We start from the raw sequence: 11,511 nt of genomic DNA on the forward strand, positions 1-11,511 counted from the left end.
GGGAGCAGCAGGTAGCCGCCGAGGTCGACGCGGGTGCCGGGGCCCGGCGTGCGGGCCGGGGTCAGGCTGCCGGCGGTGCCGACGGCCTCGATGCGCCCGCCGCTGAGCCGCACGTCCACGGTCCGGCCGTCGGTGAGCCGAGCCCCGGAGAGCAGGAGCGAACCGCTGTCCGGGGAGCCCGAGGGGGAGGGCGAACGGGGCGGCTGCGGCTGGCTGTCGGGCATCGCGCTCCTCTGGGCTCGGGGCTGCGCAGTGGGGGACGCAAGATCACGCAGAGTGAGTCGAGCCTAGGACGGTGATCAGCCCGTGGCGCGGAGGAGCGCAATAGTCGTACCGGCGCGGTCCGGCCCTCCGGAGTGGTGGGTACGGGACGGGTCAGGGGCGACGAAACGGATTTGGGCGAACGGCGGGCGACCGTGTAATGTCTTCATCGCTCGCCCCAATAGCTCAGTCGGCAGAGCGTCTCCATGGTAAGGAGAAGGTCAACGGTTCGATTCCGTTTTGGGGCTCTGGTGCGAGAGGTTCCCGCCGCGAGGCGGGGCCCGATCGCATCACAGCGGTGTAGCTCAGTCGGTAGAGCAAGCGGCTCATAATCGCTGTGTCACCGGTTCAAGTCCGGTCACCGCTACTGACAGTAGCCGATTGCGGGGTCGGTCCTTCAATCGGCTACTCTTTCCTGCGTTAATATCATCAATCCGTCCGTCAAGGAGCACTCACGTGGCTGCCACCGACGTCCGCCCGAAGATCACGCTGGCCTGCGTGGAGTGCAAGGAGCGGAACTACATCACCAAGAAGAACCGGCGCAACAACCCGGACCGACTGGAGATGAAGAAGCACTGCCCGCGTTGCAACGCGCACACCGCGCACCGCGAAACGCGATAAATAGGCTCGTACGCGAGGCCGTCCCCGATACTTGGGGGCGGCCTCGCGTCGTTTGGGTCAGTAGTGCCCAGCGCGGCACCCACCGCAGAGCAGAGCAGACAGCAGGAGGAGCGAGCCCATGGCGCTCGACCAGTCGTTCGTGGGGCGGACCTATCCGCCTACCGCGCCCTACGAGGTGGGCCGGGAGAAGATCCGCGAGTTCGCGGAGGCCGTGGGGGACGCCAACCCGGCGTACACGGACAGGGAGGCCGCGAAGTCGCTCGGCCACCCGGACGTGATCGCCCCGCCGACCTTCGTGTTCTCGATCACGTTCAAGGCGGCAGGGCAGGTCGTCGAGGACCCGCAGCTGGGCCTCGACTACAGCCGGGTGGTGCACGGCGACCAGAAGTTCGCCTACGTCCGCCCGGTGCGGGCCGGTGACCGGCTCACCGTCACCTCGACCATCGAGGCGATCAAGTCGCTGGCCGGCAACGACGTCCTGGACATCCGCGGCGAGGTCCACGACGAGCTCGGCGAGCACGTCGTCACCGCCTGGACCAAGCTCGTGGCCCGCGCGGCCGAGGAGGCGTGAGTACCGTGACGGACCCCGCAATGACGCCTCCGGCCTCCGCCGGTGCCAGGATCGCGTACGGCGACGTCGAGGTCGGCACCGAACTGCCCGCGCAGTCCTTCCCGGTGGACCGCGCCAAGCTCGTCCAGTACGCGGGCGCCTCCGGCGACTTCAACCCGATCCACTGGAACGAGAAGTTCGCCAAGGACGTCGGCCTGCCGGACGTCATCGCGCACGGCATGTTCACCATGGCCGAGGCGGTCCGCGTGGTCACCGACTGGGTCGGCGACCCGGGCGCGGTCGTGGAGTACGGCGTCCGCTTCACCCGGCCCGTCGTCGTCCCGGACGACGACCGGGGTGCCGTGATCGAGGTCAGCGGCAAGGTCGCGGCCAAGCTCGACGACAACACCGTCCGCGTCGACCTCACGGTCACCAGCGGCGGCCAGAAGGTCCTGGGCATGTCCCGGGCGGTCGTCCGCCTGGGCTGAGAAGTGCGGTAAGGGGCGATCCCCAGAGTGGGCGCCCCTTACTTCTCCATCCCCCTTGACGTAGTTAGTGATTGAGTACTAACTTCCTGTCCATGGTCAGGATGAGCGCAGAGGAGCGACGCGAGAGCGTCATCCGCGCGGCGATGACCGAGTTCGCCCGGGGTGGTTACTACGGCACCTCCACGGAGGCCATCGCCAAGCGGGTGGGGGTCTCCCAGCCGTACCTCTTCCGGCTCTTCCCGGGGAAGAAAGCGATCTTCCTCGCGGTGGCGGAACGCTGTCTCCAGGACACGCGCGAGGTGTTCGAGACGGCGTCCGAGGGGCTGCACGGCGAAGAGGCCCTGCACTCCATGGCCGAGGCCTACACACAGCTGATCGCCGATCACCCCGAGAAGCTGCAGATGCAGTTGCAGGTCTACGTCACGGTCGCCGCGGCCGAGGCATCCGGGGACCACGAGTTCGGCGAGATGGTGCGAAGGGGCTGGCTGGAGCTCTGGGACACCGTCCACGTGCCCCTGGGGGGCGACGTGGACGAGACGACGACCTTCATGGCGTACGGCATGCTCGTCAACACCCTGGCGGGAATGGGCTTTCCGCCGGGGCACCGGATCTGGGAAGGCCTCTACATCTCGGCGCGGGCCAAAGAGAGCCGGAACAGCACGTAGGGGCGCGCGGGTCGCCGGCGTGTGCTCTCGCACGCCACTCGTATGCCCGGAGAAGTTAGTCAGCAATTACTAACCAAACCAAACCGCAAGCGGTGCACACCCTCTGGGGGAGAGATGTCACAGCACAGCACAGGTCGGAGCGCACGCGGCGGGGGAGCCGTCTGGGCCCTCGTCATCACCAGCGTCGCCGGATTCATGGCCGCCCTCGACAACCTCGTCGTCACCACCGCCCTGCCCTCCATCCGCGAGGACCTGGGCGGGGCGCTGCACGACCTGGAATGGACCGTGAGCGCGTACACGCTCACCTTCGCCGTCCTCCTGATGTTCGGCGCCGCACTGGGCGACCGCTTCGGCCGCCGCAAGCTCTTCATCGTCGGCCTGACCGTCTTCACCGTCGCCTCCGCCGCCGCGGCCATGGCACCCGGCATCGACTCGCTCATCGCCGCCCGCGCGGTCCAGGGCGTCGGCGCGGCGATCATGATGCCGCTCACCCTGACCCTGCTGACGGCCGCCGTACCCGCCGAACGCCGCGGGATGGCCTACGGCATCTGGGGCGCCGTCAACGGACTGGCCGTGGCCTCGGGTCCGCTGGTCGGCGGCACCCTCACCGAACACGTCTCCTGGCAGTGGATCTTCTGGCTGAACGTTCCGCTGGGTCTGGCCCTGCTGCCGCTCGCCCGCGTCCGCCTCGCCGAGTCGTACGGCACCGGCGCCCCGCTCGACCTCCCCGGCACCCTGCTCGCCAGCGGCGGACTCTTCGGCATCGTCTACGGTCTGGTCCGCGGCCCCGTCGACGGCTGGACCGGTTCCGTGGTGCTCGTGGCCCTGTTCGCGGGGGCGGCGCTGCTCGCCGGCTTCGTCCTCTACAGCACCCGCGCCAGGAACCCCATGCTCCCCATGCGCCTCTTCCGCTCCCGCGCCTTCGCCGGGATCAATGCGGCGAGCCTGCTGATGTTCCTCGGGATGTTCGGCTCGATCTTCCTGCTCAGCCAGTACATGCAGGGCGTGCTCGGCTACTCGCCCACCGAGGCGGGGCTGCGCATGCTGCCCTGGACCGGCATGCCGATGCTGGTCGCGCCCATCGCCGGCATCCTCTCGGACCGCCTCGGAGGGCGCCCGGTGGTCGCCGCGGGACTCTTCCTCCAGGCGGCCGGCCTCTGCTACCTCGCCCGGGTCGTCACGGCCGACGCCTCCTACGGGGTCCTGCTGCCCGGTCTGATCGTCAGTGGAATCGGCATGGCCCTGTACTTCGCTCCCGCCTCCGCCCTGGTGATGTCCAGCGTCATGAACAAGGAACAGGGCATCGCCTCGGGCGCCAACAACGCCCTGCGCGAGGTGGGCGGCGCGCTCGGCATCGCGGTCATGTCCTCGATCTTCGCGGCCCAGGGCGGCTACGAGTCCCCGCAGATCTTCGTCGACGGACTGCGGCCCGCGGTCGCGGTCGGCGCGGCGGTGGTGGCCCTCGGAGGCATGGCGGCCCTGCTGATCCCGGGCGGCCGCCCGGCCGGCCGGACATCCACGGACACACCCGGAACGAACCCGACCCCGAACCCCACCCCGGAGCCGGCGGAGACCGTGTCCGCCGCCCCCGCGGCCACCAGCTGACCGCACCTGCGCAGGACGAGAGGAGAGCCCGACATGCCCACCCTTCCCTGGACCGTGCCGAACCGGCCGCCGCAGGCCACGGAGGTACACGTCTTCGCCTCCCGTTTCGAGACCCGCACGCTGTGGGGCGCGCTGAAGTTCCTGGCGCGCACGCCAGGCGTGTGGCGGCAGGTGAGGGGCGCGCGCGGTGCGTACGGCGCGTCCCTGAAGGCGGAGCCCTTCAAGCGGACGTTCTGGACGCTGTCCGCCTGGGAGTCGCCCGAGGCGCTCAAGGACTTCGCCCGCTCCGGCACCCATGCCCCGGCCTCCCGCGGGCTCTCCGCGCAGATGCGGGACGCGAAGTTCGCCTCCTGGCCGGCGTCGAGCGACGAGCTGCCGGTCGGCTGGGCCGAAGTACGACAGCGCCTGCGGTGAAGGACGCCCGCGGTGAAGGAGGGAACGCCCCGGCCGGACGGTCGGGGCGTTCCCGCTGCCCGGGGCTGTCGGTGCCGTCTCGTAGTCTTGAGCGCGTGCAGGAAATCCAGGACGCCCCCCTCGCCCCGCTGACCACCTTCCGACTCGGAGGACCGGCGACCCGGCTGATCACGGCCACGACCGACGCCGAGGTGATCGCCGCCGTCCGCGACGCCGACGACACCGGCACGCCCCTGCTGCTCATCGGCGGCGGATCCAACCTGGTCATCGGCGACAAGGGCTTCGACGGCACCGCCCTGCACATCGCCACCCGCGGCCTCACTCTCGACGGCACGACGCTGGAGCTGGCGGCCGGCGAGATCTGGTCCGACGCCGTCGCCCGCACGGTCGAGGCCGGACTGGCCGGCGTCGAGTGCCTGGCCGGCACCCCCGGCTCGGCGGGCGCGACGCCCATCCAGAACGTCGGCGCGTACGGCCAGGAGGTCAGCTCCACGATCACCGAGGTGACGGCGTACGACCGCAGGAACAGGGAGACGGTCTCCCTCTCCAACGCGGCCTGCGACTTCTCGTACCGCAACAGCCGCTTCAAGGCCGAACCCGAGCGGTACGTCGTGCTGCGCGTCCGTTTCCGGCTGGAGGACGCGCGCGGATTCTCCGCGCCCATCCGCTACGCCGAGACGGCCCGCGCGCTCGGCGTCGAGGCGGGTGACCGGGTCCGGCTGACCGCCGCCCGCGACACCGTGCTGAAGCTGCGCGCGGGCAAGGGCATGGTGCTGGACCCCGACGACCACGACACCTGGTCGGCCGGGTCGTTCTTCACCAACCCGATCCTCACGGACGAGGAGTTCGCCCGGTTCCGCTCGCGCGTGGCGGAGCGGCTCGGGGACTCGGCCGAGCCGCCGGCCTTCCCGGCGGGGGACGGCCTGATCAAGACCTCGGCGGCCTGGCTGATCGACAAGGCCGGCTTCACCAAGGGCTACGGCACCGGCCCCGCCCGCATCTCCACCAAGCACACGCTGGCGCTGACCAACCGCGGCGAGGCCACCACGGAGGACCTGCTGGCGCTGGCCCGCGAGGTCGTCGCCGGGGTCCACGACGCGTTCGGCGTCACGCTGGTCAACGAGCCGGTGACGGTGGGCGTGCGGCTCTGAGGCCTGTCTGAGCCTTCCCGTCGTCGCCCGGAGGGCGGGCTCGGCGTCAGGTGCGTGTCGCGAGGCAGACGGGAAGGGGCAGACAGGCCCGGCGGGCCCGGCCCGGCGACCTGGCGCGGGCACCCGGCCCGGCTACCCGGCCAGCCAGCCGTCCACCCCGGCCAGCAGTTTCTCCTTCACGTCCTCCGGCGCCGCCGACCCCCGCACCGACTGGCGTGCCAGTTCCGCCAGTTCCGGGTCCGTGAACCCGTGGTGCTCCCGGGCGAACTCGTACTGAGCCGCCAGCCGCGCCCCGAACAGCAGCGGATCGTCCGCGCCCAGCGCCATCGGCACCCCGGCCTCGAACAGCTTCCGCAGCGGCACGTCCTCCGGCTTCTCGTACACGCCCAGGGCGACATTGGACGCCGGACACACCTCGCACGTCACCTGCCGGTCGGCGAGCCGCTTCAGCAGCCGCGGATCCTCCGCCGCCCGTACCCCGTGCCCGATCCGGTCCGCCTCCAGGTCGTCCAGGCAGTCCCGCACCGACGCCGGCCCGGTCAGCTCACCCCCGTGCGGCGCCGACAGCAGCCCGCCCTCGCGCGCGATCGCGAACGCCCGGTCGAAGTCGCGGGCCATGCCCCGCCGCTCGTCGTTGGACAGGCCGAACCCGACCACGCCCTTGTCCGCGTACCGCACCGCCAGCCGGGCCAGCGTCCGCGCGTCCAGCGGGTGCTTCATCCGGTTCGCGGCCACCAGCACCCGCATCCCGATCCCCGTGTCCCGCACGGTCGTCTCCACCGCGTCCAGGATGATCTCCAGCGCCGGGATCAGCCCGCCCAGCCGTGGGGCGTACGACGTCGGATCCACCTGGATCTCCAGCCACCCCGACCCGTCCCGCACATCCTCCTCCGCGGCCTCCCGCACCAGCCGCTGGATGTCCTCCGGTTCCTGCAGACACGACCGCGCCGCGTCGTACAGCCGCTGGAAGCGGAACCAGCCCCGCTCGTCCGTCGCCCGCAGCTTGGGCGACTCCCCGCGGCCGAGCGCCTCGGTCAGCGTCTCGGGCAGTCGTACACCGTGCTTGTCGGCCAGTTCCAGCAGGGTCGTGGGCCGCATCGACCCGGTGAAGTGCAGGTGGAGATGGGCCTTCGGCAGTTCAGAGACATCACGTACACGCTCCATTCCGCGATCCTGCCGCACGACACGCCCGACCCGACAGCACTTTCCCCGTACGTGGTCTTGCTCGCACAAACGAACAGAGCACCCCGGAGCGTTCCGGAGTGCTCTGTCTCGGCAGCGGGCGGGGTCAGTCCCGGGCCTCCGCCAGCAGCTTCTGGATCCGGCTCACGCCCTCGACGAGGTCCTCGTCGCCGAGCGCGTACGACAGCCGCAGGTACCCGGGCGTACCGAACGCCTCACCGGGCACCACCGCGACCTCGGCCTCCTCAAGGATCAGCGCGGCCAGCTCGACCGTGTCCTGCGGACGCTTGCCGCGGATCTCCTTGCCGACCAGCGCCTTCACCGACGGGTAGGCGTAGAACGCGCCCTTGGGCTCCGGGCACACCACGCCGTCGATGTCGTTGAGCATCCGCACGATGGTCTGGCGGCGCCGGTCGAAGGCCTCCCGCATCTTCGCCACGGCGTCCAGGTCGCCGGAGACCGCCGCGATCGCCGCCGCCTGGGCCACGTTGGACACGTTGGACGTGGCGTGCGACTGGAGGTTGGTCGCGGCCTTGACGACGTCCTTCGGGCCGATGACCCACCCGACCCGCCAGCCGGTCATCGCGTACGTCTTCGCGACGCCGTTGACCACGATGCACTTGTTGCGCAGCTCGGGCAGCAGCGCCGGCATGGACACCGAGAAGGCGTCGCCGTAGACGAGGTGCTCGTAGATCTCGTCGGTCAGCACCCACAGGCCGTGCTCGACGGCCCACTGGCCGATCGCCTCGGTCTCGGCCTCGCTGTACACGGCCCCCGTCGGGTTCGACGGCGAGACGAAGAGGACGACCTTGGTCTTGTCCGTGCGCGCGGCCTCCAGCTGCTCCACGCTCACCCGGTAGCCGGTCGTCTCGTCGGCTACGACCTCGACGGGCACGCCGCCGGCCAGCCGGATCGACTCCGGGTACGTCGTCCAGTACGGCGCCGGGACGATGACCTCGTCGCCCGGGTCGAGGATCGCGGCGAACGCCTCGTAGATGGCCTGCTTGCCGCCGTTGGTCACGAGGATCTGCGACGGGTCGACCTCGTAGCCGGAGTCGCGCAGCGTCTTCGCGGCGATGGCCGCCTTCAGCTCGGGCAGCCCGCCGGCCGGCGTGTAGCGGTGGTACTTCGGGTTCTTGCACGCCTCGACGGCGGCCTCGACGATGTAGTCCGGCGTCGGGAAGTCGGGCTCCCCGGCGCCGAAGCCGATCACCGGACGCCCGGCGGCCTTCAGGGCCTTGGCCTTGGCGTCCACGGCGAGGGTCGCGGACTCGGAGATCGCGCCGACTCGGGCGGAGACCCGGCGCTCGGTGGGAGGGGTTGCAGCGCTCATGGCCCCATCGTTCCAGACCGCAAACCGCGGCGGCACACGGGTTTCACGGACTGAACAGGACGGAACTGGAACGGGGCAGGGCCCAGAACATCAGTCCGGAACCCCGCGCCCGCCTGGGCGATCTTCGGCCAAGGGCCCCTGGCGGGGCGCCTCGCCGCCCCATTCTGTTCGACGCCCGGCCCGTGAGCACGTACACTCTCACCTCGTTGGCCTTCAGCAGCCCGCGATCATTCGGTGCACACCAAGCATCCGAGTGGATGCGGTACGTTGGGGGACACACAAAGGGTCGTAGCTCAATTGGTAGAGCACTGGTCTCCAAAACCAGCGGTTGGGGGTTCAAGTCCCTCCGGCCCTGCTACACACACCATCGCCAGGATGTGTGCGCATGTACGTACAGCAATGCACCGCCGTGCGGCTCCAACCGGGCGCGGCACGGCCACGACCCGGAATCAGGTGAGGACGAGTGACGGACGCCGTGGGCTCCATCGACATGCCTGATGCCCAGGACGAGGCGCCGGACAAGAAGTCCCGCAAGGGCGGCAAGCGCGGCAAGAAGGGCCCCCTCAAGCGGCTCGCCCTCTTCTACCGCCAGATCGTCGCGGAACTCCGCAAGGTTGTCTGGCCGACCCGGAATCAGCTGACGACGTACACCACCGTGGTGATCATCTTCGTGGTCATCATGATCGGCCTGGTGACTCTGATTGACTATGGCTTCTCTCACGCCGCCAAGTACGTCTTCGGCTGAGTCGAGAGCGAAGGGCGCCGAGGTACCCGGCGCCCCTTTCGCGTGTTCCACCCCTATGTATCCAGGAAGAAGCAGCCACCGTGTCTGACCCGAACGTGAACGACGCCTTCGAGCCGGTCGAGTCCGTCGAGGACGAGCCCGGCACCGTCGAGGGCGCCGGCAACGAGGACACCCAGGCCTCCGCCGAGGCCGAGGCTGCCGACGACGCCGTCGTCGACGCGGACGAGACCGCAGAGGCCGAGGACGAGACCGCGGAAGCCGCGGACGACGACACCGCCGAGCAGGCGGACGAGGCCGCGGAGGCCGAGCCCGAGCTGGACCCGATCGAGGCGCTCCGCCGCGAACTGCGCGTGCTCCCCGGCGAGTGGTACGTGATCCACACCTACGCCGGTTACGAGAACCGCGTGAAGACCAACCTCGAGCAGCGCGCCGTCTCGCTGAACGTCGAGGACTACATCTTCCAGGCCGAGGTGCCGCAGGAAGAGGTCGTCCAGATCAAGAACGGCGACCGCAAGACGATCCGCCAGAACAAGCTGCCGGGCTACGTCCTGGTCCGCATGGACCTGACCAACGAGTCCTGGGGCGTCGTCCGCAACACCCCCGGCGTCACCGGCTTCGTGGGCAACGCCTACGACCCGTACCCGCTGACCCTGGACGAGATCGTCAAGATGCTCGCCCCGGAGGCCGAGGAGAAGGCCGCCCGCGAGGCCGCCGAGGCCGAGGGCAAGCCGGCGCCGCAGCGCAAGGTCGAGGTGCAGGTCCTGGACTTCGAGGTCGGCGACTCGGTCACCGTCACCGACGGCCCCTTCGCCACGCTCCAGGCCACGATCAACGAGATCAACCCCGACTCGAAGAAGGTCAAGGGCCTCGTCGAGATCTTCGGCCGCGAGACCCCGGTCGAGCTGAGCTTCGACCAGATCCAGAAGAACTAGTACCTCTCACCGGTACTTCTCTGGACGTAACGCTTCCGAACAGGTCGGACGGGCGCAGGCTGCTCGTCTGACCTGCTCGGTTTTTGGCCGCGCATCTATACCCGCTATCGTTGTGCGGTATGCCTGTGTCCGGGTAGCTCCCGAACGCGGGCAGGACCCGAATCGAAAGGACCCGGAGAGCTATGCCTCCCAAGAAGAAGAAGGTCACGGGGCTCATCAAGCTCCAGATCCAGGCCGGTGCCGCCAACCCGGCTCCGCCGGTCGGCCCCGCGCTGGGTCAGCACGGCGTGAACATCATGGAGTTCTGCAAGGCCTACAACGCCGCGACCGAGTCGCAGCGTGGCTGGGTCATCCCGGTGGAGATCACGGTCTACGAGGACCGTTCCTTCACCTTCATCACCAAGACCCCGCCGGCCGCGAAGATGATCCTCAAGGCCGCGGGTGTGGAGAAGGGCTCCGGCGAGCCGCACAAGACCAAGGTCGCGAAGATCACGCGTGACCAGGTCCGTGAGATCGCCACCACCAAGATGCCCGACCTCAACGCCAACGACCTGGACCAGGCGGAGAAGATCATCGCCGGTACCGCCCGTTCCATGGGCGTCACGGTCGAGGGCTGACCTCCACCCCGTAAGCAAGCAGCAGTAGTGGCAGGGCCGGCTCGGCCCGCACCACGACTCCTCAGAAGCCAACAGGAGCAGTAGTGAGCAAGCGCAGCAAGTCTCTCCGCGCTGCGGACGCCAAGATCGACCGGGACAAGCTCTACGCCCCGCTCGAGGCCGTCCGTCTCGCCAAGGAGACCTCCACGAGCAAGTTCGACGGCACCGTCGAGGTCGCCTTCCGCCTGGGTGTCGACCCGCGCAAGGCCGACCAGATGGTCCGTGGCACCGTGAACCTCCCGCACGGCACCGGCAAGACCGCCCGGGTCCTGGTCTTCGCGACCGGCGACCGTGCCGAGGCCGCGCGTGCCGCGGGCGCCGACATCGTCGGCGCCGACGAACTGATCGACGAGGTGTCGAAGGGCCGTCTGGACTTCGACGCCGTCGTCGCCACCCCGGACCTCATGGGCAAGGTCGGCCGCCTCGGCCGCGTGCTCGGTCCCCGTGGTCTCATGCCGAACCCCAAGACCGGCACCGTGACCCCGGACGTCGCCAAGGCTGTCAACGACATCAAGGGCGGCAAGATCGAGTTCCGCGTCGACAAGCACTCGAACCTGCACTTCATCATCGGCAAGACGTCGTTCGACGACACCAAGCTGGTGGAGAACTACGGCGCGGCGCTGGAGGAGATCCTCCGTCTCAAGCCGTCCGCCGCGAAGGGCCGGTACATCAAGAAGGCCGCGATCAGCACCACGATCGGCCCCGGCATCCCGGTCGACTCCAACCGCACCCGCAACCTCCTCACCGAGGAGGACCCGGCGGCGGTCTGAGCCAACGGCTCGCCCAACCGGTTCACGGGCCCCGCACCTTCCGAGGTGCGGGGCCCGTCCCTTTTCCCGCGCCCCTGGGCTAGCGTGCGGGCAGGGGACCCCCGCACGAGGCGCAGGGGGCGCACGGGGCACAGGGGG

Annotated in this window: 13 protein-coding genes, 3 tRNA genes and 1 pseudogene; 14 read left to right on the top strand and 3 right to left on the bottom strand. The window is 69.7% G+C overall.

Annotated features, from left to right (window positions below; genetic code table 11):
* Window positions 1-224: pseudogene (locus DMH12_RS33805) on the bottom strand (hydrolase); the annotation flags it as partial.
* Between the two features lie 212 nt (window positions 225-436).
* On the opposite strand from DMH12_RS33805, the gene DMH12_RS33810 reads away from it, so the two are divergent.
* The 9 genes from DMH12_RS33810 (at window position 437) to DMH12_RS33850 (ending at window position 5,755) form a co-directional block, all read left to right on the top strand.
* A tRNA-Thr gene (locus tag DMH12_RS33810) sits at window positions 437-509 on the top strand.
* A 46-nt stretch (window positions 510-555) separates the two neighbouring features.
* Window positions 556-628, top strand: a tRNA-Met gene (locus DMH12_RS33815).
* Between the two features lie 89 nt (window positions 629-717).
* The gene (gene rpmG / locus DMH12_RS33820) at window positions 718-882 is read left to right on the top strand and encodes a 50S ribosomal protein L33 (RefSeq protein WP_003948671.1); all 165 of its coding nucleotides are present in this window, start codon (window positions 718-720) and stop codon (window positions 880-882) included.
* A 118-nt stretch (window positions 883-1,000) separates the two neighbouring features.
* Window positions 1,001-1,453 carry a MaoC family dehydratase N-terminal domain-containing protein gene (locus tag DMH12_RS33825; protein ID WP_125495172.1) on the top strand — a complete coding sequence of 151 codons (453 nt, stop codon included), beginning with the start codon at window positions 1,001-1,003 and terminating at the stop codon, window positions 1,451-1,453.
* Between the two features lie 20 nt (window positions 1,454-1,473).
* Window positions 1,474-1,920, top strand: a complete 447-nt coding sequence (locus DMH12_RS33830) for a MaoC family dehydratase (protein WP_125495179.1) — start codon at window positions 1,474-1,476, stop codon at window positions 1,918-1,920.
* Window positions 1,921-2,012: 92 nt separating this feature from the next.
* Complete coding sequence (locus DMH12_RS33835) at window positions 2,013-2,585, top strand: TetR/AcrR family transcriptional regulator (RefSeq protein ID WP_125495173.1); 573 nt, start codon at window positions 2,013-2,015, stop codon at window positions 2,583-2,585.
* 114 nt (window positions 2,586-2,699) lie between these two features.
* Window positions 2,700-4,190: an MFS transporter gene (locus DMH12_RS33840; protein ID WP_260474439.1), complete on the top strand. Its 1,491-nt coding sequence runs from the start codon at window positions 2,700-2,702 to the stop codon at window positions 4,188-4,190.
* A 33-nt stretch (window positions 4,191-4,223) separates the two neighbouring features.
* A complete protein-coding gene (locus DMH12_RS33845) occupies window positions 4,224-4,604 on the top strand; it encodes a DUF3291 domain-containing protein (RefSeq protein WP_125495174.1) in 381 nt (126 codons plus the stop codon).
* Window positions 4,605-4,699: 95 nt separating this feature from the next.
* Entirely contained in the window at window positions 4,700-5,755 is a 1,056-nt protein-coding gene (locus DMH12_RS33850; protein WP_125495175.1) for a UDP-N-acetylmuramate dehydrogenase, read from the top strand.
* A 132-nt stretch (window positions 5,756-5,887) separates the two neighbouring features.
* Here the strand turns inward: DMH12_RS33850 and DMH12_RS33855 are convergent, their stop codons facing one another.
* The gene (locus DMH12_RS33855; RefSeq protein ID WP_125495176.1) at window positions 5,888-6,919 is read right to left on the bottom strand and encodes an adenosine deaminase; all 1,032 of its coding nucleotides are present in this window, start codon (window positions 6,917-6,919) and stop codon (window positions 5,888-5,890) included.
* Window positions 6,920-7,043: 124 nt separating this feature from the next.
* On the bottom strand, window positions 7,044-8,270 hold the full coding sequence (locus DMH12_RS33860) for a pyridoxal phosphate-dependent aminotransferase (RefSeq protein ID WP_125495177.1): 1,227 nt from the start codon (window positions 8,268-8,270) through the stop codon (window positions 7,044-7,046).
* Window positions 8,271-8,552: 282 nt separating this feature from the next.
* Between DMH12_RS33860 and DMH12_RS33865 the strand changes: the two genes are divergently transcribed.
* From DMH12_RS33865 to rplA, 5 genes are all read left to right on the top strand, one after another.
* Window positions 8,553-8,625: transfer RNA gene (locus DMH12_RS33865), tRNA-Trp, on the top strand.
* A gap of 108 nt (window positions 8,626-8,733) precedes the next feature.
* On the top strand, window positions 8,734-9,015 hold the full coding sequence (secE, locus tag DMH12_RS33870; RefSeq protein WP_064729324.1) for a preprotein translocase subunit SecE: 282 nt from the start codon (window positions 8,734-8,736) through the stop codon (window positions 9,013-9,015).
* An 80-nt stretch (window positions 9,016-9,095) separates the two neighbouring features.
* The gene (gene nusG, locus DMH12_RS33875; RefSeq protein WP_125495178.1) at window positions 9,096-9,947 is read left to right on the top strand and encodes a transcription termination/antitermination protein NusG; all 852 of its coding nucleotides are present in this window, start codon (window positions 9,096-9,098) and stop codon (window positions 9,945-9,947) included.
* A gap of 182 nt (window positions 9,948-10,129) precedes the next feature.
* Entirely contained in the window at window positions 10,130-10,564 is a 435-nt protein-coding gene (gene rplK / locus DMH12_RS33880; RefSeq protein ID WP_003974315.1) for a 50S ribosomal protein L11, read from the top strand.
* An 83-nt stretch (window positions 10,565-10,647) separates the two neighbouring features.
* A complete protein-coding gene (gene rplA, locus DMH12_RS33885) occupies window positions 10,648-11,373 on the top strand; it encodes a 50S ribosomal protein L1 (RefSeq protein WP_064729326.1) in 726 nt (241 codons plus the stop codon).
* The last annotated feature ends 138 nt before the right edge of the window (window positions 11,374-11,511 follow it).

Source organism: Streptomyces sp. WAC 04229 (assembly GCF_003947455.1).
Taxonomy (GTDB): Bacteria; Actinomycetota; Actinomycetes; order Streptomycetales; family Streptomycetaceae; genus Streptomyces.

Coding starts and splice junctions, on each gene's coding strand:
- DMH12_RS33825 (WP_125495172.1), top strand. CDS start 1,001: ATGGCGCTCGACCAGTCGTTCGTGGGGCGGACCTATCCGCCTACCGCG.
- DMH12_RS33855 (WP_125495176.1), bottom strand. CDS start 6,919: ATGGAGCGTGTACGTGATGTCTCTGAACTGCCGAAGGCCCATCTCCAC.
- DMH12_RS33840 (WP_260474439.1), top strand. CDS start 2,700: ATGTCACAGCACAGCACAGGTCGGAGCGCACGCGGCGGGGGAGCCGTC.
- rplK (WP_003974315.1), top strand. CDS start 10,130: ATGCCTCCCAAGAAGAAGAAGGTCACGGGGCTCATCAAGCTCCAGATC.
- DMH12_RS33830 (WP_125495179.1), top strand. CDS start 1,474: ATGACGCCTCCGGCCTCCGCCGGTGCCAGGATCGCGTACGGCGACGTC.
- DMH12_RS33860 (WP_125495177.1), bottom strand. CDS start 8,270: ATGAGCGCTGCAACCCCTCCCACCGAGCGCCGGGTCTCCGCCCGAGTC.
- DMH12_RS33845 (WP_125495174.1), top strand. CDS start 4,224: ATGCCCACCCTTCCCTGGACCGTGCCGAACCGGCCGCCGCAGGCCACG.
- DMH12_RS33835 (WP_125495173.1), top strand. CDS start 2,013: ATGGTCAGGATGAGCGCAGAGGAGCGACGCGAGAGCGTCATCCGCGCG.